Source organism: Verrucosispora sp. WMMD573 (genome assembly GCF_027497175.1).
Lineage (GTDB): Bacteria > Actinomycetota > Actinomycetes > Mycobacteriales > Micromonosporaceae > Micromonospora.
Genome location: NZ_CP114901.1, coordinates 954,066 through 976,859, shown reverse-complemented (window position 1 = coordinate 976,859; position 22,794 = coordinate 954,066). Strand labels below are relative to the sequence as shown.

21 protein-coding genes and 3 pseudogenes are annotated in these 22,794 nt (G+C 72.0%); 15 read left to right on the top strand and 9 right to left on the bottom strand.

The window, feature by feature from the left end; all coding sequences use genetic code 11:
• Positions 1-3: 3 nt before the first annotated feature.
• Positions 4-669, bottom strand: coding sequence for a hypothetical protein (locus O7601_RS04565; protein WP_281565012.1), 666 nt, complete (start codon positions 667-669; stop codon positions 4-6).
• Positions 670-1,041: 372 nt separating this feature from the next.
• Here O7601_RS04565 and O7601_RS04560 point away from each other — a divergent pair, with 372 nt between their 5' ends.
• The 4 genes and pseudogenes from O7601_RS04560 to O7601_RS04545 all read left to right on the top strand — a co-directional run.
• The gene (locus tag O7601_RS04560) at positions 1,042-1,527 is read left to right on the top strand and encodes a CarD family transcriptional regulator (RefSeq protein ID WP_007073334.1); all 486 of its coding nucleotides are present in this window, start codon (positions 1,042-1,044) and stop codon (positions 1,525-1,527) included.
• A 56-nt stretch (positions 1,528-1,583) separates the two neighbouring features.
• Positions 1,584-2,279: a 2-C-methyl-D-erythritol 4-phosphate cytidylyltransferase gene (gene ispD, locus O7601_RS04555; RefSeq protein ID WP_281565011.1), complete on the top strand. Its 696-nt coding sequence runs from the start codon at positions 1,584-1,586 to the stop codon at positions 2,277-2,279.
• A 16-nt stretch (positions 2,280-2,295) separates the two neighbouring features.
• On the top strand, positions 2,296-2,778 hold the full coding sequence (ispF, locus tag O7601_RS04550; RefSeq protein WP_281565010.1) for a 2-C-methyl-D-erythritol 2,4-cyclodiphosphate synthase: 483 nt from the start codon (positions 2,296-2,298) through the stop codon (positions 2,776-2,778).
• A gap of 10 nt (positions 2,779-2,788) precedes the next feature.
• Positions 2,789-3,412 (top strand): annotated as a pseudogene (locus O7601_RS04545) (tetratricopeptide repeat protein); the annotation flags it as partial.
• 904 nt (positions 3,413-4,316) lie between these two features.
• Here O7601_RS04545 and O7601_RS04540 read toward each other — a convergent pair.
• The 3 genes and pseudogenes from O7601_RS04540 to O7601_RS04530 all read right to left on the bottom strand — a co-directional run.
• Positions 4,317-4,547, bottom strand: a pseudogene (locus O7601_RS04540) (transposase); the annotation flags it as partial.
• 72 nt (positions 4,548-4,619) lie between these two features.
• Positions 4,620-6,233, bottom strand: a complete 1,614-nt coding sequence (locus O7601_RS04535; protein ID WP_281565009.1) for an MFS transporter — start codon at positions 6,231-6,233, stop codon at positions 4,620-4,622.
• Between the two features lie 69 nt (positions 6,234-6,302).
• The gene (locus O7601_RS04530) at positions 6,303-7,007 is read right to left on the bottom strand and encodes a class I SAM-dependent methyltransferase (protein WP_281565008.1); all 705 of its coding nucleotides are present in this window, start codon (positions 7,005-7,007) and stop codon (positions 6,303-6,305) included.
• Positions 7,008-7,102: 95 nt separating this feature from the next.
• On the opposite strand from O7601_RS04530, the gene O7601_RS04525 reads away from it, so the two are divergent.
• Both O7601_RS04525 and O7601_RS04520 read left to right on the top strand, forming a co-directional pair.
• Positions 7,103-7,699, top strand: coding sequence for an XRE family transcriptional regulator (locus O7601_RS04525; RefSeq protein WP_281565007.1), 597 nt, complete (start codon positions 7,103-7,105; stop codon positions 7,697-7,699).
• A gap of 710 nt (positions 7,700-8,409) precedes the next feature.
• Positions 8,410-8,558 (top strand): annotated as a pseudogene (locus O7601_RS04520) (IS982 family transposase); the annotation flags it as partial.
• A gap of 19 nt (positions 8,559-8,577) precedes the next feature.
• Here O7601_RS04520 and O7601_RS04515 read toward each other — a convergent pair.
• Positions 8,578-9,744: a homogentisate 1,2-dioxygenase domain-containing protein gene (locus O7601_RS04515; protein ID WP_281565006.1), complete on the bottom strand. Its 1,167-nt coding sequence runs from the start codon at positions 9,742-9,744 to the stop codon at positions 8,578-8,580.
• 79 nt (positions 9,745-9,823) lie between these two features.
• Between O7601_RS04515 and O7601_RS04510 the strand changes: the two genes are divergently transcribed.
• The 6 genes from O7601_RS04510 to O7601_RS04485 all read left to right on the top strand — a co-directional run bounded on the left by O7601_RS04510 (position 9,824) and on the right by O7601_RS04485 (position 14,685).
• Positions 9,824-10,690 carry a hypothetical protein gene (locus tag O7601_RS04510; protein ID WP_281565005.1) on the top strand — a complete coding sequence of 289 codons (867 nt, stop codon included), beginning with the start codon at positions 9,824-9,826 and terminating at the stop codon, positions 10,688-10,690.
• Positions 10,687-11,901, top strand: coding sequence for a fumarylacetoacetase (gene fahA, locus O7601_RS04505; protein WP_281565004.1), 1,215 nt, complete (start codon positions 10,687-10,689; stop codon positions 11,899-11,901). Before O7601_RS04510 ends, fahA begins: the two co-directional genes overlap by 4 nt.
• Positions 11,902-12,078: 177 nt before the next feature.
• Positions 12,079-12,288 carry a DUF397 domain-containing protein gene (locus O7601_RS04500; protein ID WP_281566789.1) on the top strand — a complete coding sequence of 70 codons (210 nt, stop codon included), beginning with the start codon at positions 12,079-12,081 and terminating at the stop codon, positions 12,286-12,288.
• Positions 12,289-12,377: 89 nt separating this feature from the next.
• Entirely contained in the window at positions 12,378-12,848 is a 471-nt protein-coding gene (locus O7601_RS04495) for an SRPBCC family protein (protein ID WP_281565003.1), read from the top strand.
• A 237-nt stretch (positions 12,849-13,085) separates the two neighbouring features.
• Positions 13,086-14,336 (top strand): PQQ-binding-like beta-propeller repeat protein, encoded by a 1,251-nt coding sequence (locus tag O7601_RS04490; protein WP_281565002.1) that lies wholly within the window; start codon positions 13,086-13,088, stop codon positions 14,334-14,336.
• Positions 14,337-14,433: 97 nt separating this feature from the next.
• Entirely contained in the window at positions 14,434-14,685 is a 252-nt protein-coding gene (locus O7601_RS04485; RefSeq protein ID WP_281565001.1) for a hypothetical protein, read from the top strand.
• A 65-nt stretch (positions 14,686-14,750) separates the two neighbouring features.
• Here the strand turns inward: O7601_RS04485 and hisC are convergent, their stop codons facing one another.
• The 3 genes from hisC to hppD form a co-directional block, all read right to left on the bottom strand.
• Positions 14,751-15,851: a histidinol-phosphate transaminase gene (gene hisC / locus O7601_RS04480; RefSeq protein WP_281565000.1), complete on the bottom strand. Its 1,101-nt coding sequence runs from the start codon at positions 15,849-15,851 to the stop codon at positions 14,751-14,753.
• Positions 15,848-16,816, bottom strand: a complete 969-nt coding sequence (locus O7601_RS04475) for an RDD family protein (RefSeq protein WP_281564999.1) — start codon at positions 16,814-16,816, stop codon at positions 15,848-15,850. Before O7601_RS04475 ends, hisC begins: the two co-directional genes overlap by 4 nt.
• A gap of 148 nt (positions 16,817-16,964) precedes the next feature.
• A complete protein-coding gene (gene hppD, locus O7601_RS04470) occupies positions 16,965-18,170 on the bottom strand; it encodes a 4-hydroxyphenylpyruvate dioxygenase (protein WP_281564998.1) in 1,206 nt (401 codons plus the stop codon).
• Positions 18,171-18,311: 141 nt separating this feature from the next.
• On the opposite strand from hppD, the gene O7601_RS04465 reads away from it, so the two are divergent.
• Entirely contained in the window at positions 18,312-18,797 is a 486-nt protein-coding gene (locus O7601_RS04465) for an Lrp/AsnC family transcriptional regulator (RefSeq protein ID WP_281564997.1), read from the top strand.
• A gap of 16 nt (positions 18,798-18,813) precedes the next feature.
• On the opposite strand, the gene O7601_RS04460 is transcribed toward O7601_RS04465, so the two are convergent.
• Positions 18,814-19,800: a helix-turn-helix domain-containing protein gene (locus tag O7601_RS04460; RefSeq protein WP_281564996.1), complete on the bottom strand. Its 987-nt coding sequence runs from the start codon at positions 19,798-19,800 to the stop codon at positions 18,814-18,816.
• Between the two features lie 81 nt (positions 19,801-19,881).
• Here O7601_RS04460 and O7601_RS04455 point away from each other — a divergent pair, with 81 nt between their 5' ends.
• Both O7601_RS04455 and O7601_RS04450 read left to right on the top strand, forming a co-directional pair.
• Complete coding sequence (locus tag O7601_RS04455) at positions 19,882-21,162, top strand: MFS transporter (RefSeq protein ID WP_281566788.1); 1,281 nt, start codon at positions 19,882-19,884, stop codon at positions 21,160-21,162.
• Between the two features lie 98 nt (positions 21,163-21,260).
• Complete coding sequence (locus O7601_RS04450) at positions 21,261-22,697, top strand: PQQ-binding-like beta-propeller repeat protein (RefSeq protein WP_281564995.1); 1,437 nt, start codon at positions 21,261-21,263, stop codon at positions 22,695-22,697.
• Positions 22,698-22,794: the final 97 nt, after the last annotated feature.

The window sequence follows — 22,794 nt, the reverse complement described above, 5'->3', positions numbered from 1 at the left end:
GAATCAATCGGCCAGTCGGGACAGTTCGGCGTGGTGGTCGGCGATCGAGGTGACCTCGGGTACCACCAGCGTGATCCGGCCGGTGCGGTCGGCGAGCAGCGCGGTCACGCCGTCCTGGCTGGCCGGCACGTGCAGGAAGGCGCGCAGGCCGCCGGCCGGGTCGGCGAGCGAGCGTACCCCCGGTGGCGCTGCCGGGGGCCGGGCGGTGGCCACGCTGACCACGGTCACCCCGGCCGGTGCCGTCGCCGCCGCCTCGGCCACCTGCTCCGGGCAGGCACAACCGTCCACCAGTAGCACCACCACCGGCAACAGCCCGCGCAGCGGCACCGGTGCCTGCCCGCCGTCGACCAGGTCGAGCGCGGGCAGGGGGCGACCGGTCAGTTGCGCCGGTGCCGGGTCGGGCGTGCTGGTGTCCGCTCCGGTCCGGCTGGTCCTGGGCCAGGTGACGGCGGCCAGACCGGCGAGGGTGGTCAGGACCGCGACGATCAGCACGATCACCGGTACGGCGGGCGGACGCCAGCGGCGTTGGTCGGCCGCTGCCCGGCGCAGCTCGCGACGGACCTGTTCAGCCTCGTCGGCCAGGGCGGCTATGTCGTCCGGGACGACCACCCGACCCCATTCCGGCGGCAGGTCGGGCAGCCCGGGACCATCAGCGTCAGCCTTGCCCATTACGACCCCCTGGAACCTCACGGGTGTGCGGACGCGGCACCTCTCAAGCGTCCCGCACCGGGCCGGGTACCGCTACCGCTGCCCGCGTCGGACCGCGGCGGGATATCATGGAACGGGTGCGTAGCCCTTGATCTCCAGCGGGTGTGTTGCAGGGCCTCGGCGCTTGTCCTCCCGGATCTCCACGTCCATGGCAGTGGTGTCCGGGGGTCATTCCAAGGTTACGCAACGTGGTCGAATCATCGTCTGGATGGTCTGTCAAGCCGAAGAAATACCTCTCACAGGGCCCCTGAGCTGCGCCAACGGTCAGGACAGCGGTGAGACATCGGTGCCTGAGCGTGTTACCCTAGACACAGCGAAAGGGGTTTCGAACCTATGGTTTTCAGTGTCGGCGAGACCGTTGTTTACCCCCACCACGGGGCCGCACTCATCGAGGCAATCGAGACTCGGGTCATCAAGGGCGAGCCCAAGCAGTACCTCGTCCTGAGGGTCGCGCAGGGTGACCTGACGGTCCGGGTGCCGGCCGAGAACGCCGAGATCGTGGGTGTGCGCGAGGTGGTTGGCGAAGAGGGCCTCGGTAAGGTCTTCGACGTTCTCCGGGCTCCGCACACCGAGGAGCCGACCAACTGGTCGCGGCGTTACAAGGCGAATTTGGAGAAGCTGGCTTCCGGTAACCCGCTGAAGGTGGCCGAGGTCGTTCGTGACCTGTGGCGGCGCGAGCGGGAGCGGGGGCTGTCCGCGGGCGAGAAGCGCATGCTCGCCAAGGCTCGCGACATCCTGGTCGGCGAGGTCGCGCTGGCCGAGAAAAGCACGAAGGACGAGGCGGAGACGCTGCTCGACAAGGTGCTGACGGAGGCCTAGTCGGCACAGCATCGTCGTACCCGAATCGTAGCGAACAAACCGTCGAGGACCGCGACGTGACCGCGCAGCTCAATCCGCGCGGTGACGTCGCGGTCCTCGTGCCTGCGGCCGGTGCCGGCGTACGCCTCGGGCCCGGTCGCCCGAAGGCACTTCGGCTGCTGGCCGGTGAGCCGCTGCTGGTGCACGCGGTCCGTCGGCTGGCCGCAGCCCCCTCGGTGCACAGCATCGTGGTGGCCGCTCCGGTCGCCGAGGTGGCGGCCGTGGGTGAGCTGCTCGCACCGATCGCCCCGGTGGTCGTGGTCCCCGGTGGTGCGGAACGACAGGCGTCGGTGGCCGCCGCGCTCGCCGCGGTACCCGCCGGTCCCGAGATCGTCCTGGTGCACGACGCGGCTCGCGCACTCACCCCGCCCGCGCTCGTGGAATCGGTGGCCGCGGCGGTCCGGGCGGGCCATGACGCGGTGATCCCGGTGCTGCCGGTCGTCGACACGATCAAGGAGGTCGACGCGGACGAGAAGGTGCTCGGCACCGTCGACCGGGCCGCGTTGCGCGCCGTGCAGACCCCACAGGGATTCCGCCGAACGGTGCTGGCCGCCGCCCACGCCGCTGCCGCCGACGCCCTCACCGACGACGCCGGGCTGGTGGAGAAGCAGGGGGTGCCGGTGCGCTGCGTACCCGGGTCGGAGCACGCTCTGAAGATCACCAGGCCGTTCGACCTCGCGCTGGCCGAGCATCTGCTGGCGACCGGACGGTAGCGCGTACCCTCGGCTCATGATCGTTCCTCGGGTGGCCATCGGGACCGACGTGCACGCCTTCGAGTCCGGTCGACCCTGCTGGGTGGCCGGTCTGTACTGGCCGGAGCAGGACGGCCTGGCCGGGCACTCGGATGCGGACGTGGCCGCCCACGCCGCCTGCAACGCGCTGCTCTCCGCCGCGGGTCTGGGTGACCTCGGCGCCAACTTCGGGGTGGGACAGCCCGAGTGGGCGGGGGCCAGCGGGGTGGCGCTGCTCGTCGAGACGGCCCGCCGGGTACGCGCCGCCGGGTTCGCCATCGGCAACGTGTCCGTGCAGGTGGTTGGGCTCCGGCCGAAGATCGGCCCCCGCCGGGACGAGGCTCAGCGGGTGCTGTCGGAGGCCGTCGGGGCACCGGTCACCGTCTCCGCCGCCACCACCGACGGCCTGGGCTTCACCGGGCGCGGTGAGGGGCTCGCCGGGATCGCGGTCGCCCTGGTGTACGAGCAGCCGAGCGCCTAGGCTCGCCGCGATGTCCGCCGACGTCCCCACCGATCCGCCCGCCGACGGCTACCTCGAACGCGCCACGCTCCTCGCCGAGCTGGGCCGCTACGACGAGGCCGTGGCCGAACTCGGCTTCGCGCTGGCCCTCGACCCGGCCGCCGCCAGCGTGTCGACCATGCTGGCCCGGGTGCACCTGGCCGCCGGCCGACCGACCGAGGCGCTCGCCGCCGCCGAGGCCGCGGTGGCCGCCGCGCCGGGACAGGTGCCCCCGCTCGTCGTCCGTGGGCTGGCCCTCGGTGACCTCGAACGGTATGCCGAGGCCGCCCGTACCGCCGACGAGATCCTGGTCCTGGGGCCGGAGGACGCGTACGCCCAGCGCAGCGCGGCGGCGATCCTGGCCGGCTCCCGCAACGGCCAGCCGGCGTTGAACGCGGCCTGGCGCGGAGTGGAGCTGGCCCCCGATGAACCGCAGGGCCACCTGGTGCTGGGTCTGGTCGCGGCCAACATGCGGATGTACGACCTGGCGGAGCGGGCCTACCGGGAGGCGCTGCGGCTGGACCCGCGCCTGGCGGAGACCGGCGACGACGTCGGGGTACTGCGGCTGGAGCAGCGCCGGTGGACCGCCACGCTGGAGCGACTTGCCGAAGCGGCGGTGGCGGATCTGCCGCCGGATCGACGCCTGGCCGGCGAGGTGCCGGACGAATCGGCCCGGCCGGACCCGGCCAGCGACGATCCGGACCGGCCCGGACATGACCCGAACGAGTCGGGGCGTTCGGCTGCTGGCGACGTCGACGCCAGCCGTCCCGCCGGACCGGAGGAGCGCCCGAGCTGGCCGGTGCCGGGCGGAGACGTACCCACCGGCGGGCCGGTGACCGGCCCCACCGGAGAGCCGGAGCGGGGGCGTGCCGAAGCCTGGCCGTCCGGGCCGGACCACCTCGGCGCCGGGCCGGTCGTGGCACGCCAGCCGGTGCCGGCGGCACTGCGACAGTTCGTGCTCTGGGGCGCCGGCTGGTCGGCGGTGGCCGCCCTCGTGGTCGCCTGTTCGACCGCGACCGGCTCCGGATTCTCCCGGCTGCTGGCGGTGGTGGCGGCCGCTGGCGGCGGCATCGTGCTCTGGCAGCAGGCGTCCCGGCTGCCCGGACTGACCCGGACCGTGCTGCCCGTGCTGCGGCGTACCGACCGTCCGCTCGCCCTGGCCGTGTACGCCGCCGCAGCGGCACCGGTGCTGATCCTGCTCTACGCCCTGTTCGGCAGCCCGTGGCCGCTGGTCCTGGCCATCGCGATCGCCACCGCCGCCCGGCTGGCGATCGTCGGCCGGCCGGTGGTCTGACCCCAGGGCGCGTCTGTCCCGGCAGACCCGCCAGCTTGACACCAAATTGCGTGGGATGTCTGTCCGCAGGGAGAGAAACGAGGCGTTTGCGGGGGCGGCCGACGCCTGCGGGCGGGCCACGGCCACGCCGTCGAGCAGCCGGACCAGTTGGCGGGTGTCGGAGTCCTGGCCCGGGGTCAGGTGGCTGGTCAGGTTCCGTCCCCGATCGTGTGGATCTTCGTGGTCCATCCCAGGTCCCGTCCTCCTGCCAGCGGGCGAACCGCTTGTGCAGCGTCTTCCACGGCCCGTACCGCGTAGGAACGTCCCGCCACGGCACCCCGGTGCGCACCCTGAACACGATCCGGTTGATCACCTGCCGGTGATCACGCCACCGCCCACCATGCTGCGGTGTCATCGCCGGCAGCAACGGCGCGATCCGCGCGTACTCGACCTCGGTCAGCTCAAACCGCCCACTCACGCCAGACGTGAACAGCCGATCCACATCCCAAGATCCAGGAGACACGCCCCTTCCTGGAGTCAACCTTGGTCGTCATCGTGCGAGCGCGCTCGGGTGGGAGCTGCTGCCTTCCGTCGGGTCGGCAGGCGGCGGATCGGTCGGCATCGCGACCGGACGGCGCTGCGGGCCGCGTACGAGGACGTAGCCGAACAGGACCACCATGACGACGAAGCCCGCCCACATGGCTGTCCGCCATCCGTCGACGAAGGACTCTTGGGCTACCCGGACCACCTCGTCTGCCCGGGGGCCGGCCAGGTCTGCGGCGTCGATGGCGTTGGCGACGCCGGCTCGGGCGGCGTCGGCGGCCGGGACCGGGACTCCGTCGAGGCGGGAGTCTATGGCGTTGCGGTAGCCGGCGGACAGTACCGCGCCGAGCAGGGCGACGCCGAGTGCGGTCCCGAACTCCCTGGTCACGTCGTTGAGGGCGGACGCGACGCCTTGACGCTCACGCGGAAGCGCGGTGGTGATGGCCTCGGTGGACGGGGTCATCGAAAGACCCATGCCGAGTCCCATGATCAGCATGCCGGGCAGCACCGACCGGTACCCGCCCTCGACGGAGACGAGGGTGGCCAGGAGCGCCAGCCCGGCTCCGGCGAGGAAGATGCCGAACGCCATGGTGGCCCGGCTGCCGATGCGGGCCGCCAGCCGGGGCGCGAGGGCGGAGGCGAGCATCATCAGCAGCGCCATCGGCATCAACGCCAGCGTGGAGCGCAGGCCGGACCAACCGAGCACAGCCTGGAAGTACGGAAAGAGCACCACGAAGATGCCTGCCAGCACCCCGAACACCGTCAGCAGCGAGATGGAGCCGCTGGCCAGGCCGCGCTCGCGGAAGAGTCGCACGTCGAGGAGGGGGGCCGTCTGACGCGACTCCCACACCACGAAACCGACCGTGGCGGCGACGCCGACGAGCAGGCTCAGCAGCGTGGCGGGTGCGGTCCAGCCCTGCTCGGCGCCCTCGTGGAGGACGACGATGAGTCCGAGTACGGCGACCACGGAGGTCAGCGAGCCGACGATGTCGAACCTGTGTGGCGACCGCTCGCGGGAGTTCGGGACCGACCGGAGTGTCAGGATGGCGGCGGCGAGCACCAGCGCGACCGGCAGGGCGAACAACCACCGCCAGTTGGCCAGGTCGACCAGGAGCGCCGACAGGTACATCCCGAGGATGCCGCCCCCGCCGGCGACGCCGCTCCAGACGCCGATCGCCTTGGATCTCTCGGCGTCGGGGAAGGTCGAGGTGATGACGGCGAGGGTGACCGGCATGATCATCGCCGCGCCCACTCCACCGAGGAAGCGTGCGGCGAGCATGGCCTCGGCGGAGGGGGCCAGACCCGCCGCTGCGCTCGCCACCCCGAAGACGGCGAGGCCGGCGAGGAGGATCGGCCTGCGGCCGACACGGTCGCCGATGGCGCCGAGCGGAAGCAGCAGTGCCGCGAGGCTTATGGCGTAACTGTTGATGATCCACAGGACGGTGCTCTGCGAGACGTCGAATTCGATGGCGAGCTGCGGCTGGGCGACGTTCAGGCCGGACACCGAGGCGATAACGGCCATCAGGGCGACGCAGACCGCGATCAGGATCACACGACGGTGGCGTGAGTCCTCGATGATTGGAGCGGCCTCGCCAGCCTGGGCGGACAGATCCGTACGCACGGGTTTTCCTTTCTGGTGGTTAAGGGGCCTGCGCCGGGCGGGAACCGGCACCGACGGTGGGCGAACCGGCTAGCGCCGTGTGGCCCGAACGACGACGTCGTGCAGGGCGATCCCGGCGCCCCCGGGACCGACGAGGGTCCGGTGCCGTTGCGTGGCGGTGACGACTTCCCAGGCCGTCTCGCCCAGGCGGGCCGTGATGGCCTCGGCGGTGACCGACGCCTCGGCGGGCGGCTGGTGTGCGCAGCCGTCGCCGTTCCCGTGGGGTTGGCCGTGTGGCTGGCCGTGGCCGTGGCCGTGGCCGTGGGCGTGGCCGTGGGCGGCACCGTGCCGGTTGGGGTGGAGGTGGCCGACGATCAGCAGGGTGCCGCCGGGCGCGACCCAGCCGGCGATGCGGTCATAGAACTGCAGCTGCGGTATTGCCGGGTGGGCGTAGTGGGTCATGACAAGGTCGAATCGCGCGTCCGGGTGCCAGACGCTCAGATCCGCCTCGACCCATCGCAGACCCTCGGAGACGCCTTCCGCCGCCGCGCGACGGGCGGCGCGGGCGAGCGCCTCCGCCGAGATGTCGGCGGCGGTCACCTGCCATCCGCGCGCGGCGAGCCAGATCGCCTCGGCGCCGGCACCGCAGCCCGCGTCAAGTGCCGTGCCCGGCGGCAGCCCGCTGATCTCCGAGGCGAGGTACGGATTCGGCGGGTGCCCGCCCATCGAACCGGGCGCGATACCGGCCGCGCGCCAGTGCTGCTCCCAGTAGTCCCTGTCGAAGTCGTGCGTCATCGGTCGTCCTTCCGGCTCGTGCCCAGTGGCCCGGCCAGCGTGACAACCCGGACGCTGAACTGGCAAAGCCTGTTGCCGAATGGCAAACTGGAGGGATGGACCCGGCGGAAGACCGCACACTCGACGCCGTCGGCGCGCGGCTGAAACAGCTACGCCAGCGCCGCGACATCACCCTGGCCGACCTCGCCCGGCAGACCGGGATCTCCACCAGCACGCTCTCCCGGCTCGAAGCCGGCCTGCGGCGGCCTACGCTCGAACAACTCCTGCCTCTGGCCCGCGCCCACGGAGTGACCCTCGACGAACTCGTGGACGCGCCGCCCACCGGCAACCCTCGGATCAACCTGCGGCCCATCACCTGCAGCGACGGGTCGACGATCCTGCCGTTGACCCGTCACCCCGGCGGCATCCAGGCCTACAAGTTCATACTCCCGACCGGGGATGACCACGCCGAGCCCGACCTGCGCACCCACGAGGGCTACGACTGGGTCTATGTGCTCAACGGCGCACTGCGGCTGGTTCTGGGCGAACACGACCTCATCCTCAAGCCCGGCGAGGCCGCAGAGTTCGGCACCCTCACCCCGCACTGGTTCGGCGCGACCAGCAGTGGACCGGTCGAGTACCTCAGCCTCGTCGGCAAACAGGGCGAACGCGCGCACGTCCGCGCTGCGCCCAGGAACCGACCGTCCGGGTAGCCGACGGCCGTCGACCGGAAACGGCGGGTTTCCGCGACTTCCGAACCGAAGTCGAGCATGGCGTTCGTCGGTCCTGCCAGGGCCGCCCGCCCGTACACGTGTCGGCAGGTGGGCGTTGCCCGGACATCGTCAGCAGTGGCGATCCACGGCCGGTACTGCGGTTCGGTTGCTGGCTATGACGTGATCACATCGCCACGCCTACTGAAACTGTTAACCCTGTGCAATAGGTGATCGACGTCGATCGCTCACCCCTCATCACCTCACGGCGGGTACGGGATCCTGAATGGAACGGCCCGCCCGGCCCTTCGCTGCGGCCGCGCGGGCTGCTAGGGCGTGCCTCCTGGATCATCACTTGGGGCGGTCCGGTTTCGCGCGTAGCCAGATGAGGATGTCGGCGAACTGCACGGTGGCGCGGTAGTGGCAGGCGAGTCGTAGCGGGTGGCCAAGGCGCGGAACTGTTTGCGCCGGTTCATCAGCCGTTCGATGGTGTTGCGCTGCCGGTAACGCTGCGGGCGGGCGGAACGTGGGCGGTCGGGCACGCGTGATCCTCGCCGGGCCCGGTTGGCCTTCTGGTCGTCTTTGTCCGGAATGTCGTGAAGATGCGCCGGGCCCGCAGCGCCGCCACGCGGGCACCCACGGTTACCTCAACGCTGGTGGGATGGTGGACCGAGTCCTTTCATGAGGTCGCGGCGTGATCGTGGCGGGCCCGCCAACTCGACCTTGAGCTACACGGCGGTCGAAGTATCGAAGGAGTAGCCGCCCGAGGCGCGCAACGACTCCTCGCGATGACCGCCGCGATCTGGCACAACCGGACACCGGCCAGCCCGTAACCAGATCCCTGATCGCCTACGACCACTGAACCGCTTGGATTCACTCGTCTAGGGGCGGCGGGCCCAGGTCCAGGCGTATCCGTCGTCCTCGCACTCGGTCGCGGCGTCGCAGAGGTCGAGCGGGCGGAAGGTGTCGACCATGACCGCCAGCTCGTCGAAGAAGTCCACCCCGATGGCGCGTTCCGCCGCGCCGGGCTGCGGTCCGTGCGTGAAGCCGGACGGGTGCAGCGAGATGGAGCCCTGCTCGATGCCGGAGCCGCGCCGCGCCTCGTAGTTGCCCCCGGTGTAGAAGAGCATCTCGTCGGAGTCCACGTTGTGGTGGTGGTACGGCACCGGGATGGCGTCCGGGTGGTAGTCGACCTTGCGGGGCACGAACGAGCAGATCACGAAGTTCGGGCCGGCGAAGGTCTGGTGCACCGGTGGCGGCTGGTGGATCCGGCCGGTGATCGGCTCGAAGTCGTGGATGGAGAACGCCCACGGGTAGAGGTGCCCGTCCCACCCGACCACGTCGAACGGGTGGTTGGCGTAGACGTGCCGAGTCCATCCCCGACGATGGCGGACCAGCACCTCGACGTCGGTGCCGTCGACCAGCAGCGGGGTGTCCGGCCCTCGGACGTCGCGCTCGCAGTACGGCGAGTGTTCCAGGAACTGACCGCGTACGGAGAGGTAGCGCTTGGGTGGGCCGATGTGCCCGGACGCCTCCACGGCGAGCAGGCGGGTCGGAGCGCCGCCGGTGGGCACCAGGCGGTGCACCGTCGAGGTCGGGATGACCACATAGTCGCCGGCCACCGCGTCGAGCACGCCGAACGTCGACTCGACCCGCAGCGTCCCCGCCTCGACGTAGAGGCAGTGATCGCCGGTGGCGTCGCGAAACAGCGGCGAGGGGCGGTCGGCCAGGACGTAGGCGACCCGCACGTCGTCGTTGGCGAGCAGGTACCGCCGGCCGAGGACCGGATCCGCGCCGGTCCCGTCGAGCTTGTGGGTACGCAGGTGCCGGGGCTTGAGCGGCAGGTTCGGCACCCGGGTGATGGCCGGCGGGGTGAACTCCTCGGCGGCGACGATCGCGGTCGGGGCGTACCGGTGGTAGAGCAGGGACGAGTCGGAGGAGAAGCCCTCCTGGCCCATCAGCTCCTCGGTGTAGAGGCTGCCGTCCGGCTGCCGGAACTGGGTGTGGCGCTTGCGTGGCAGCTCGCCGACGCTGCGGTAGTACGGCATCTCGCCCTCCCGATCCGCCCGCGTCCGATAATCGGACGCTGTTGTCCGCTTCTTGAAGCGTCCCGTACATTGTTGTCTCGTGTCAACGCAGCTGCCCACTCTCGTCGCCGGCCTGGTCGACGACGCCGCAGTCTTCCCGCCGGGCAACGCGCCGCTGTCCGACGCTATGGCTGCCCACCGGTTGCACCGCGCCGCGTGGTACGCCGACCTGGTCGGCCCGTTGCTGCTGCCGGCCTCCACGATCACCACGGGTGACCTGAGTCCGCTGGTCGACCCTGAGGAGAGCTTCGCCATCGGGGTGATCGGTGACACCGGTATCGACCGGCTACCCTTCGCGCTGTCGTTCCTGCCGCCGCTCGGGGTGACCGCACGACAGGTCGAGGTTCCCGTCGCGCGACGGGGCGAGGACCCGCAACCCGGACTGACCGAGCTGGTGAAGCTCGCCGAGCGGCTGGACGGCCTCCCCGTCTACGCCGAGATCCCGCTCACCTTCGGGCTGATGGCGGCCCTGGACGCGCTCGCCGACTCGCGTGCCCAGGGGGTCCCGGTCGCCGCCAAGTTCCGTACCGGTGGGCTGGCCGCCGAACTGTTCCCGACCCCCGCCGAGCTGGCCGCGGTGATCTGCGCCTGCCGGGACCGGGACCTGCCGTTCAAGCTGACCGCCGGGCTGCACCACGCGGTGCGGCACCTGGATCCGGAGACCGGCTTCACCCACCACGGCTTCGGCAACGTGCTCGCCGCGACCCTGGCCGCCGCCGAAGGCGCGTCCGTCGGTGCCGTCGCCGAGCTGCTCACCGTGCGCGACGAGCGCCCGCTGGTGCAGGCGACCGACGGCCGGCATGACGCGGCGCGTCCGCTGTGGGTGGGGTTCGGCTCGTGCAGCATCGTGGAACCACTTACCGATCTGATCCGGCTCGGGCTGGTGAACGGAGGCTTCGAGGCATGAGCGAGAGTCAGCCGGCGAGCTGGGTGCCGGGTGCGGCGGGTTCCGGGTACGGGGTGCATCACCTGCCGTACGGGGTGTTCCGGGTGGGCGACGACGAGCCGCGCATCGGCGTACGCATCGGAGATCTTGTCCTGGACCTGGCCGGCGCGGAGGCCGCCGACCTGGTGCTGGCCGGTGGCGCGCTGTGCCGGCCGACGTTGAACGCGTTCCTGGCACTGGGCCGCCCGCAGTGGACCGCCGTGCGGGATCGGATCACCGAGCTGCTCACCGACCCGGCGCACCGGGCGGCGGTGGAGCCGCTGCTGGTGCCCGTGGCCGAGGTACGGATGGAGTTGCCCTTCGAGGTGGCCGACTACGTCGACTTCTACTCGTCGGAACACCACGCCTCGAACGTCGGCCTGATCTTCCGCCCCGGGCAGCCGCCGCTGCTGCCGAACTGGAAACACCTGCCGATCGGCTATCACGGCCGCGCCGGCACGGTGGTGGTCTCCGGCACCCCGGTGGTGCGCCCGCAGGGGCAGCGGACCAGCTCAGAAGGTCCGACCTTCGGCCCGTCGGCGCGCCTGGACATCGAGGCCGAGGTCGGCTTCGTGGTCGGCGTGCCGAGCCCGCTCGGCCGGCCGGTGGCCGCTGCGGACTTCGCCGACCACGTCTTCGGTGTGGTGCTGGTCAACGACTGGTCGGCGCGAGACATCCAGGCATGGGAGTATCAGCCGCTCGGACCGTTCCTGGGCAAGTCGTTCGCCACGTCGATCGCCGCCTGGGTCACCCCGCTCGACGCGCTGCGCGAGGCGTTCGTCGCCGGCCCGGCGCAGGATCCGCCGGTGGCCGACTACCTGCGCGACGAGCCGCACCTGGGGCTTGACCTCCGGCTGCGGGTGCTCTGGAACGGGCAGTCGGTAAGCGAGCCGCCGTTCGCCGGCATGTACTGGACCCCGGCCCAGCAGTTGGCGCACCTGACCGTCAACGGTGCCTCCCTGCGTACCGGCGACCTGTACGCCTCCGGCACCGTCTCGGGCCCTCGGCGCGACCAGGTCGGCTCGTTCCTGGAACTCAGCTGGGGCGGCACCGAACCGGTCACCGTGGGCGGGACGGAACGCACCTTCCTGGCCGACGGTGACACGGTGACGATCACCGCCACCGCACCCGGGCCGGACGGCACCACCCTCACGTTGGGCGAGGTCACGGGCGGCATCCTGCCGTCGAACTGACCTGAACCCGACAGCAATCCTTGATCGCACAGCGGGTGCGATCAAGGAACGTCACCGTCTTCGTTGATCGCCTCGGAATTCCGTTGCCATGCCGCGCCGGGCCGGCCGGTGTCCCCCTTTTTCCGGTCGGCCGTGTCTCGGCTGGCGGAACGTCGAGAACTGAGGGAGATGACGACCATGCACGATCTCGTGGACGCGGTCTGGCGTACCAGCAGCCGTTCCAACGACCAGGGCCTCTGCGTGGAGGTGGCCGACAATCTGGCCGCAGTCCACGGTGTGGTGGGCATCCGTGACTCAAAGGACCAGGCCGGACCGGTGCTCGTGGTGAGCCCGCCGGGCTGGACCGCATTCCTCGGCGCGATCCGGGACGGTCGTTTCGTCGACTGATGCCCGTAGGGGGTCTCCGGCGGGGAATCTCCGCTCGGGGACCCCGCGCCACGCTCACGCCGCGTACCGTCGGTGCCACGGGAGGTGGCATGTCGACCGTTGCGGTGAACGGATTGGTCGCGTCATCCGCAGCCGATCTGTGGCGGGTGCTCACCGACCTGTCCCGGTCCAGGTGCGGTGATCGGCCCGTCCAGCTGCTGACGCCGGGAACGTTCGGCCCGGGTACGAGCTGGCGGGAGATCCGGACGCGACCGGGCGGCGGCAGGGTGGCCGAGGAGTTCGTCGTGTTGGCCGCCGAGCCGCCCCGGCGGCTGGTCCTCGGCTCGCCCGGTGACGGCGTCGACTACCGGATCACCTGGACGCTACGGGACATGCGCCGTCGCGGGTGTCGTCACGCCTCCGTGACGGTGACGGTGTGGGCTCAGCCGGCCGAGACAACCGGCCGGGCCCTCGCAGTGCTGCTCGGCGGCCTGGCGGTGCGAGCAGCGGAGAAGGTACTGCGGCAGGACATCGCCGCCCTGGCCGCCGCAGCCGGTGCCCGCCACGCCGAGGTCGCCTGACCCGGCGCCCCGCACGCCTAGGCCCGGCCGCGCGCGGGTGTTCCCGCGAGTTGCGGCAAACAGTGGCATCACGCCCATCACGAGACCGCAGCATGCCGCATGTCGCGACGGGCCGGCCGCGAGTTCGGCTCGACGGGTTCGGTGGGCGGGCTCGACGGCTGGTCGGGTTTGCGGGGCGGCTCGGGGGCGGGGGCGGGTCCGTAGCCGGCTGGGTAGGGTGCCGTGCGGAGGTGCGGCATGGGGTGGGCGGCGGGTCGGCGGCGGATCGTGGCGGCGGTGATTGCGGTGGGCGTCGCCGCGACGGTCGGGGTCATCGCGTACCGGGTCCTGGCGCCGGTAGAGGTGAGCACCCCAGCCCGGGACGATTACCCGGCGCTGAGCACGCCGGTCCCCGGAGTGACCGGCCGCCTGCCGGTAGCCCCGCTGATCGTCGACGGCCGGCTGCGGGTGTACGCCGGGCCTCGGCAGGTCTACGCCGACCAACCTGTCGACAGCCGCAGCCGGCGCACCCCGTACTGGTCCCACCGGCGCTGGCCGGCGAGCCTGGACGCGGTGGTGGCGAGCGGGACGACAGTGGTGAGTCGCTGGTCGGACGGGCAGCTCGTGGCGATCGACGCGCGTACCGGTCGGGTCGCCTGGCGGGCGGACGGGCCGGAGCCGGCGGCGGAGCGGGTGACGCGACGTACCGGCACGGCCGTCGTCTGGCGGCCGAGCGGGCTCTCGGTGAGCCGGACCGACGACGACCGCCACGTGGTCGTCAGCTCCGGCGACGGTGAGGTCCAAGCGCTCGACCTGACCGATGGCGGGCAGCTGTGGCGGGCGGCGGTGGGTTCCGGTTGCCGCGAGCCGGTGGGCAGCGGCACCGGTGGTCGGCTGCTGACCGTGGACGACTGCGACGGACCGGCGGTGGTCGAGTTTCGGGACACCGCGACCGGCGTGGTGACGGCCAGGTGGCGACCCCCGAACGCCGGTGACAGATTGACGGCCACGCTGCTCGGTTGCGGCCCGGACCGCGTCGACTGTGCCGCGCTGCGGACCGCTGGGCCCGGGGACGCGCCGGCCCAAGGCTGGTTGCTCGGCTCGGAAGCGCCGGTGCAGGCACCGGCGCTGGACGGTCCGGGTATCGAGCTGGTCGACGGCACAGCGGTCGACCTGGCGGATGGGATACTCGTCGGCCGAGCCGTACCCGGTGGCGAGGAACGTTGGCGGGCCGAAGTCGGGCCGGGTCGGGTGATCGCGGTCCAGCCCGGCCGGGTGCACGTGCTGACCGAGGCGAACGAGCTTGTCACGGTGGATCCGGCCACCGGTGCGCGACTGTCCGGCTTCGTTCTCGACATCGGCTCCGATGGCACCGGATGGGCGCCGGGCGACGCGTACGCGGCCGACGACTACGTGGTGGTGGAGCGGCTGCGCCGGCCGGTCGATCCCGACGGGGACGACCAGCGGTACTACCTCACCGCCGAGTCGTTGATCATCGCCGCGACGTGAGGACGGGCGACGAGCATCAGCTCGACAAAACGGACATAGGTTACTTATAGTTACACTGTGCGTGTTTGGCAGCCGTGGCGGGCGTGATCGTCGTCTCTTGTCGCCGATCGTCGCCGCCGACGTGCCAACGGTGGCAAGCGCGCTCGACCTGGCCAGCGGCTGGACCAAGCGCAGCGCCAGCGGCACGGTCAGCTTCGGCGGTACGACCGTCCCAATGGCGGCCAGCGCCGACCGGTCGAGCACGGTGTTGGCCGGCGGACTTGTCGCCTCAGGGTTGGTGCTGGCGCTGCTGTTCGGCTTCGCTTATCGGCGGCGGTCGCAGCAGCGGGAGCCAGTGCCGCAGGAGTAGCAGACTCGGGCCGGTCCGCTGGGGGATGGCGGACCGGCCCGGCAGCTCCTCGGTGCGTCCGGGCGTCAGGCCAGGGCGGCCTCGGCCGCCGCCAGGAAGGCGTCGTTCTCGGCCGGCGTGCCGATGGTGACCCGCACCCCGTCGCCGGGGAACGGACGGACGATCACGCCCCGCGACTCGCACGCCTTGCCGAACTCCACCGACCGGTCACCCAGTGGCAGCCAGACGAAGTTCGCCTGGCTGGCCGGCACGCCGGGGACGAGCTTGGTCAACGCCTCGCCGACGCGCTCGCGGTCGGCCACCACCAGCGCGCACCGCCGACGCACCTCGTCGGCCTGGGCCAACGCGGCCAACGCCCCCGCCTGGGCGGCCATGCTTGTGGAGAACGGCGTGACGACCTTACGGACCGCCGCCGCCACCTGCGGCTGCGCGACCAGGAAGCCGATTCGCAGGCCGGCCAGCCCCCACGCCTTGGACAGGGTGCGCAGCACCGCCACGTTCGGCCGGTCGGCGTAGGTCAGCCCGTCCGGCACCTCCGGGTCGGTGACGAACTCGCGGTACGCCTCGTCGATCACCACAAGCACGTCGTCGGGTACGGCGTCGAGGAAGCGGTCCAGCTCGGCCCGGCGTACCGCGGTGCCGGTCGGATTGTTGGGGTTGCAGACCAGGATCATCCGGGTGCGGTCGGTCACCGCCGCGGCCATCGCCGCCAGGTCGTGCCCGTGCCCGGCGTCGTTGGGCACCTGCACGCTTGTCGCGCCGCTGGTCGCCGCGATGATCGGGTACGCCTCGAACGAGCGCCACGAGTAGACGAGTTCGTCGCCGGGCAGGCAGGTGGCGCGGACCAGGTGCTCGGCGAGCGCCACCGAGCCGCAGCCGGTCGCCACCCGGTCGGCGTCCACCCCGTACCGCTCGGCGAGCGCCTGGCGGAGCGCGACGACACCCATGTCCGGGTAGCGGTGCGCCCCGGCGACGGCCTCGGCGACCGCCTCCACCACACCGGGCAGCGGGCCGTACGGCACCTCGTTGCTGGCCAGTTTGATGGCCTCGGGCAGGCCCAGTTCCCGGGCCAGGTCGGCCGGGCTGCGTCCGGGCACGTAGTTGGGCAGCGCGTCGAGGTCGGCGCGGGTCAGTCGCACCGCCGCCTGGTGTCGTCCGTCGGTCATGGGGTCTCTCCCGGAGAGTTGGCGCGGTCGTCGGGGGTACGCGGAAGCTGAACCACCACGGTCTGCGCCCGCTTGTCGTGCAGCGCCTGCCGTAACGGGTGGTCGAAGAGCGGTGAGAGCGCGTCGATCAGTTGGAGCAGCAGGCCGAGGCCGCAGCAGTACCAGAGCAGCGTGGGCAGGCCGAGGGTGTTCCAACGACGCAGCGCCCGGCCGAAGCCCAGTGGCGCGTCCGCCTCGACCGGTACCGCCCGGACCCGCAGCAGTCGCTTGCCGAGGGTCTGCCCGCCGGCGGCCATCGACGGCACCTCGTACGCCAGCCAGAGCGAGGTGGCGATGAGCAGGATCGTCACGACCAGCGCACCGGCTTGGTCACCGGCGGCGGGCAACGGCTCGGTGGTCCGGTCCTGAGCCTGCACCCGGCGCCAGAACTCGTCGAGTGGGGCCGAGAGTTCCTGGAGGTAGCGCCAGACGAACCAGCCGTTGACCAGGGCGTTGAGTAGGAAGACGATGCCGAAGTCGATCAGCCGGGCGGTCAGCCGCGCACCGAACGAGGCCAGCGGCATTCCGTGCGGGCGGGGGGCCGGCGGGCGTCCGGGCCAGGTCGGGTACGGCCAGCCGGGCGGCGGCCCCTGGGGCGTGTCACCTGTCGGCCAGGCCGGCGGCGCGCCCGGAGATCCCTGACCGCCGGGCCAACCCGGTGGCGTTCCGCCGCCCGGCTGTCCTGTCGGCTGGCCCTGCGGCCAGGTGGCCGGTGGGGTGCCGCCGGACGGCAGGGCGGCTGCGGGCGGTGCCGAGGCGGACGCCGGGGGGGTGGGCTCCGGCGCGGGCTCGGGCTCGGGCGGGGGTGGGCCCTCGGGCGGCGTGACGTCCACCGGGATGGGCGCGCCGATCCAGCCCTCACCGTCCCAGTACCTGCGGGTATCCGGGTCGGCGGGGTCGACGTACCAACCGGGTGCCACGCTCACGTCACGGCCTCGCTGCGCTCGTTCACCTCGACACCTTAACGACGACCGTCCCGGCGAACGTGGCCCGTGGGCGGCACGACACCGCCGGCCGAGGGCTCGCCGGCCGGCGGTGTCGGGTGCGTGGGTGGCTGGGTCACGCTCGACAGTGTCACAGGTTGCCGCGCTTTTCCTGCTCTCGCTCGATGGCCTCGAAGAGCGCCTTGAAGTTTCCCTTGCCGAAGCCGAGCGAGCCGTGCCGCTCGATCAGCTCGAAGAAGACGGTCGGACGATCCTGCACCGGCTTGGTGAAGATCTGGAGCAGGTAGCCGTCCTCGTCCCGGTCGACCAGGATCTTGCGGGACTTGAGCTCCTCGATCGGTACGCGAACCTCGCCGATGCGGGCGCGCAACTCCGGGTCGTCGTAGTACGAGTCCGGGGTCTCCAGGAAGTCGACGCCGGCCGCGCGCATCGCGTCCACGCTGGCCAGGATGTCGTTGGTGGCCACGGCGATGTGCTGGGCGCCCGGGCCCTGGTAGAACTCCAGGTACTCGTCGATCTGCGACTTCTTCTTCGCGACGGCCGGCTCGTTGAGCGGGAACTTCACCTTGCGGGTGCCGTTCGCGACGACCTTGCTCATCAGCGCCGAGTAGTCGGTGGCGATGTCGTCGCCGACGAACTCGGCCATGTTGGTGAAGCCCATGACCCGGCGGTAGAACTCGACCCACTCGTCCATCCGGCCCAGCTCGACGTTGCCGACCACGTGGTCGACCGCCTGGAAGAAGCGCTTCGGCTGGACCCCGGCGTCGATCATCGGCTGCCGGTCCACGATCGGGCCGCGGGCGACGAAGCCGGGTAGGAACGGACCGGTGTAGCGGGACCGGTCGACGAGCGTGTGCCGGGTGTCGCCGTACGCGTCGATGACCGCGAAGCGGACCGTGCCGTGCTCGTCGGTCATGTCGGTCGGCTCGGTCCGGCCGTTGGCGCCCTGCTGGACGGCGTGCGAGTAGGCCGCATCCACGTCCGGCACCTCCAGCGCGATGTCGATCACGCCGTCGCTGTGCTTCGTCACGTGTTCGGCGCCGGGTGCATCGGGGCGTACCGCGCCGGTCAGGACGAAGCGGGCGGAACCGCTGGTCAGCACGTACTCGGCGTAGTCCCGGTAGCCCTGCTCCGGCCCCCGGTACGCCACGCAGGTCATGCCGAACGCGGTGGAGTAGTAGTGCGCCGCCTGCTTGGCGTTGCCCACCATGAAATGCACGTAGTCGAGACCCTTGACCGGGAACGGGTCCTTGCTGGTGTCGTGGTCGACGGCGCCGACGAGAGCGTCGGCGTCCACCTCCTCGGTCGGCTGGGGTCGGTCGATCGCCTGGGTCATGGTGGCCTCCCTCGCGTACCGGCCGGCCTGGTGGGCCGACGGGATCGTGTGCTGTCTGCCGAGCATCGCGGTGACCGGACGCACTGGGCAACCCTCACGACGTACGCTGGTCAGGTTGCACAAACGGTATGGTCTTCACGCATGAACACTGGTCAGATTGCTCAGCTCGACGAGCTGGACGTGCGACTCATCGAACTGCTCGCCGAGGAACCCCGGATCGGCGTCCTGGAGTGCTCGCGCCGGCTCCACGTCGCCCGGGGGACCGTTCAGGCGCGGCTCGACAAGCTGGTCGGGCGGGGGGTCATCGCCGGGTTCGGACCGGATCTCGGCCCGGCCGCGCTCGGCTTCACGGTGACCAGCTTCGTCACCCTGGAGATCAGTCAGCGGCACGGGCACGACCCGGTCACCCGGCATCTGGCGGCCATCCCCGAGGTGTTGGAGGCGCACACCATCACCGGCTCGGGCGACCTGCTCTGCCGGATCGTGGCCCGCTCGAACACCGACCTGCAGCGGGTGATCGACCAGATCGTGGCGTACGAGGGGATCACCCGCGCCTCGACGATCATCGCGCTCGCCGAGCAGATCCCCTACCGCGCCCTTCCGCTGCTGCGCTCGGCGGTGCAGTGAAGGAGAGGCGGCGGGATCAGTCGGCGGTGAGGGCGTCGCCGAGCGGGGTGCGGCGGTACCGCACGGACCGCCCGGAGCGGATCCGGGTGATCAGGCCCGCGTCGCGCAGTACGGACAGGTGGTCGCCGACGCCGCCCAGACTCATTCCGAGTTGCACGACGAGCTGGCTGGTCGTGGCGGGTAGGGCGAGTGCCCGCAGCACCGCCGCGCGGGAGCGCCCGACCAGCCGGTCCAGCGCGTCCTCGGGGCGGCCCGGGTCGGGCGGTCCGAGTAACTCGGCCACCCCGGAGGCCCGGTAGACGATCGCGAACGGCCACGGCGACTCCACGTAGTTGATCATCATGCCGAAGACCGTCGGGATGAAGAGCAGGCCCCGGCCGTCCAGCGAGTAGCTGCGGGAGTCACGGTCGGCCACCTCGATCGCGCCGAGCCCGCCGCCGGAGACCCAGCGCAGCCTCGGGTCCAGGTCCGCCACGGCGGCCCCCCAGCCGTACGCGAGCAGCCGGCCCGCACGATGGACCAGGTCCCGTTCCAGCACCGCCCGCAGTCGCGGCCAGTCCGGCTGTACCAGGGCCGTCCAGGACGCCTCGATCGCGTCGGCCAGTTGGTCCACGACGTCCGGCGCGTCGTAGATCCGGCGGGCGTACGCCGGTGGGGTGCGCAGTCCGACGAGGTTGCGGGACAGCTCGTCGCGGGCCTGCCCGAGCGGCGTGGCCCGGACGACGGCCAGCTCGTCGGCGAAGGAGCGGCCGATGCCGTCGGGTGGCGGCTGGATGAAGTCGGCGTTGTAGCCGCCCCGGCGCAGCAGCGCCATCAGCGCGCCCACCGCCGGGTAGTCCCGGCGCAGCCGATCGAACACCGAGCGGGTGCGGGTCACCCAGGGCGCCAGCCCCGGCACGGCGTGCTGGCCGGCGTGCACGCGCAGCGCCCAGACCGCCTCGCCCAGTGGCGAGATGGCGTAGCGGCTGGCCGCCACGTCCGCCGGGGTGACCTCGATCCGCATCGCCCGACCTTTCGTTCTCCAGCGAAAGGATAGAGCGGTCCGGTGCGCGCCACCAGGCTGATCGGCGTGAACAACACCAGCATGAACGCGCCGAAGGTGGCCGACCGGCACGCCACCTTCCGGGACGTCTTCGCCGTCGCCGAGTTCCGGGTGATCTTCGCCAGTTACGGGATCTTCATGATCGGCGAGACGGTGAAGATGCTCGCCCTCTCCGTGCTGGTCTACGAGCGCACCGGCTCCGGTCTGCTGGCCGCACTCGCGTACGTCACCGGGTTCCTGCCGCACGCGCTGGGTGGGCTGTTCCTGCTGGCCCTGGCCGACCGATGGCCGGCCCGCGCCCTGATCGTCGGCTACGACGTGGTGCGGCTGGCCATGGTCGCGGTGCTCGCCACGGGTGCGCTCTCCCCGTCGGCGATGCTCGGCCTGGTCGCCGTCGTGGCTCTCTTCGGTCCGGTGAGCAGCGCGTCGCGTACCGCGCTGCTGCCCGAGATGCTGCACGGCGACCGGTACGTGCTGGGCCGTTCGCTGCTCACCGTGGCCGCCGGGGGTACGCAGGTGGCCGGTTTCGCCGTCGGTGGTCTGCTGCTGGGGCTGGTCGGCCCGTACGGCGCGCTCTGGCTGACCGCGGCGACCTGTGGCCTCTCCGCGTTGCTGGTGCGGTTCGGGCTGGCCTCTCGTCCGGCGCGCGCCGGCCGGGCGGTTACCGGCCCCGGCGCCGGTGCGATCCGGGAGACCCTGCGGGTGAACCGGCAGCTACTGGCCGACCGTCGCATCCGTGGCCTGCTGCTCGCCCAGTGGCTGCCCGGGTCGCTGCTGGTCGGTGCCGAGGGGGTGGCGGTGCCGTACGCGGCCGGGCTCGGGCCGGGCGCCAACGCCGGCATCCTGCTGATGGCCGGCGCGGGCGGCATGCTTGTCGGCGACCTGCTGGTGGGCCGGTTCGTGGCGCCCGCCCGGCGGGAACGCTGGACGCCGTGGCTGGCCCTGCTGCTGGGCGTACCCATGCTGGCCTTTCTGGCCCGGCCGGTGCTGCTGCCCGCGGCGGCCCTGTTCGCCGTGGCGACCGCGGGTTTCGCCTACCAGCTCGGGCTGGCCCGACGGTTCCTCGACGCGGTCCCCGAGGCACGTCGAGGGCAGGCTTTCGGCCTGGTCAGCACCGGCATGATGGCGGCGCAGGGGCTGGCCGCCGCCGGGGCCGGCGCGCTGAGCGAGGTGCTCGCGCCGGGTGTGGTGATGGCCGGCGCCGGAGCTGCTTCGATCATCGCGACGATGCTGCTCTGGCCGGTCCTCACCCCCGTCGGCCGACGCTCACCCGCGCCTCCGGCGCAGCCCACGCCGGCTCCGGTGGGCTCCGCTGACCGCTGAGTCGACCACCGTGCTCGCGGTGCCGCCCACGCGATCTTTCATTCGCGACACGCGGGGTGGTGCGGGCGGTGGCGAGCGCGGATGGCTACCGTGTCCCGGTGGCGAAGGGGAGCGGCCTCGGCGTACGTAGCTGGCTGCTGCTCGGCCTGATCACGGTGGTGGTGCTCGCCGCTACCGGAGTCTGGAACCCGTTCCCCACCATGTGGGACTGGGTGAACCGCCCGCAGCCGATCTCCCAGCCGGACGTGGTCTGGCAGCAGCGTATCGGGGGCACCCCGCGCAGCGTCACCATCGCCGGGGAGAGCGTCGTGATCGAACAGCGCACCCGGGTGGAGTCCCGCAGCCTGGCCACCGGCACGCAGCTCTGGGAACGCAAGGCCGACTGGAGCGCGGTCACCGGCGCCGGGCGGGAAGCCGTCGTCGTCGTGGGCAAGCTGCTGGTCAAGGGGTACGAGGTGCTCGACCCCACCACCGGGGTGACCCGCCGCCGCGACGATGACGCGGTAGCGGTGTGGACGTACCGCAACCTGCTGCTGGACGCCCGTTGCGTGGAGGCCACCGACTGCACGTTGAGCGCCTGGGACCCGCGCGGCACCGCTCCGCTGTGGACCGCCTTCCTGCCCGGGGTCAGCACCGGCCTGCTCGCGGACAACCCGAATCTGCTCGACAGCCGGCGGCTCACCAGCAACCGGATCGACGGCGAGGCGGCCGGCCCGGAGGCGGTACCGCCGCTGCTCGGCTTCCCGGTCGACGGCCGGGTGCACGTGGTGGACACCGCCACCGGCCGGGTGCTGCAGAACGTCGAGCCCGGCCGGGAGGAGCGGCTCGCCGTGATCGGTGGACGCCTGCTGCGCATCACCGCCCGTTCTCAGGACGGCAGCTGCTACTACGCCATCTCCGGCCGGGACTCGGCGACCGGGCAGGAGGCTTGGCAGCAGTCGGGGCTCAACCTCCGCACCGCCGACAGCGCCGGTTGCGTGCAGCGGGAGGACCCGTACGGCGCCCGGAACGTGGTGCTCGCCGTTTCGCCGGACGGTCGGGAGGCGGTCCTCGACGGGTACGACGGGCGGCTGTTGCTGGTCACCGCCGACGCCGAACGGGTACTCGCCGTCGACGACCGGTACGCGCTGGTGCGCACCGCCGACGGCGGTGCCGTCTCCGCCCGCGAACTCGGTGCCGGGCGGACCCGATGGAACAAGCCGGCGGGGAGGAAGGCGGGTGCGGCCCTCACCCCGTACGCGGCGATCGTCGCCGACGAGAAGCCCAACCGGCTGGTCGCGCTGGATCCGCGTACCGGGCGGGAACTGGCCGTGCTGCGCACCTCGGCGAACGCCCTCGCCGTGGGGCCTGCCGGCATGGTGATCGGGGAGGGCCGGGAGATCGGGTACGTCCGGTTCGGCACGGCGGCCGGCGGCACGCCGGGCGAGGCCGACGGGGCGAACCCCGGGCCCGCCGGCAGCGGCGCGGTGCCGCAGCCCCAGGACAGTTGTGGTCCGAAGAACGAGCTGTGCGCTGCCCCTGACCCCGGTAAATGATCCTGCCCCCCGGCGGGTGGGACGGACCCAACCTTCTGCCCTAGGCTTTGCCGTCATGAGCGAGCGGCAGCGAGCGAATCTTCAGCCCAGTGCGGTG

Excerpts from the sequence above, each read along its gene's own strand:
- O7601_RS04565 (WP_281565012.1), bottom strand. The coding sequence starts at position 669 with ATGGGCAAGGCTGACGCTGATGGTCCCGGGCTGCCCGACCTGCCGCCG.
- O7601_RS04560 (WP_007073334.1), top strand. The coding sequence starts at position 1,042 with ATGGTTTTCAGTGTCGGCGAGACCGTTGTTTACCCCCACCACGGGGCC.
- ispF (WP_281565010.1), top strand. The coding sequence starts at position 2,296 with ATGATCGTTCCTCGGGTGGCCATCGGGACCGACGTGCACGCCTTCGAG.
- O7601_RS04530 (WP_281565008.1), bottom strand. The coding sequence starts at position 7,007 with ATGACGCACGACTTCGACAGGGACTACTGGGAGCAGCACTGGCGCGCG.
- O7601_RS04525 (WP_281565007.1), top strand. The coding sequence starts at position 7,103 with ATGGACCCGGCGGAAGACCGCACACTCGACGCCGTCGGCGCGCGGCTG.
- O7601_RS04515 (WP_281565006.1), bottom strand. The coding sequence starts at position 9,744 with ATGCCGTACTACCGCAGCGTCGGCGAGCTGCCACGCAAGCGCCACACC.
- fahA (WP_281565004.1), top strand. The coding sequence starts at position 10,687 with ATGAGCGAGAGTCAGCCGGCGAGCTGGGTGCCGGGTGCGGCGGGTTCC.
- O7601_RS04500 (WP_281566789.1), top strand. The coding sequence starts at position 12,079 with ATGCACGATCTCGTGGACGCGGTCTGGCGTACCAGCAGCCGTTCCAAC.
- O7601_RS04495 (WP_281565003.1), top strand. The coding sequence starts at position 12,378 with ATGTCGACCGTTGCGGTGAACGGATTGGTCGCGTCATCCGCAGCCGAT.
- O7601_RS04490 (WP_281565002.1), top strand. The coding sequence starts at position 13,086 with ATGGGGTGGGCGGCGGGTCGGCGGCGGATCGTGGCGGCGGTGATTGCG.
- hisC (WP_281565000.1), bottom strand. The coding sequence starts at position 15,851 with ATGACCGACGGACGACACCAGGCGGCGGTGCGACTGACCCGCGCCGAC.
- hppD (WP_281564998.1), bottom strand. The coding sequence starts at position 18,170 with ATGACCCAGGCGATCGACCGACCCCAGCCGACCGAGGAGGTGGACGCC.
- O7601_RS04465 (WP_281564997.1), top strand. The coding sequence starts at position 18,312 with ATGAACACTGGTCAGATTGCTCAGCTCGACGAGCTGGACGTGCGACTC.
- O7601_RS04460 (WP_281564996.1), bottom strand. The coding sequence starts at position 19,800 with ATGCGGATCGAGGTCACCCCGGCGGACGTGGCGGCCAGCCGCTACGCC.
- O7601_RS04455 (WP_281566788.1), top strand. The coding sequence starts at position 19,882 with ATGAACGCGCCGAAGGTGGCCGACCGGCACGCCACCTTCCGGGACGTC.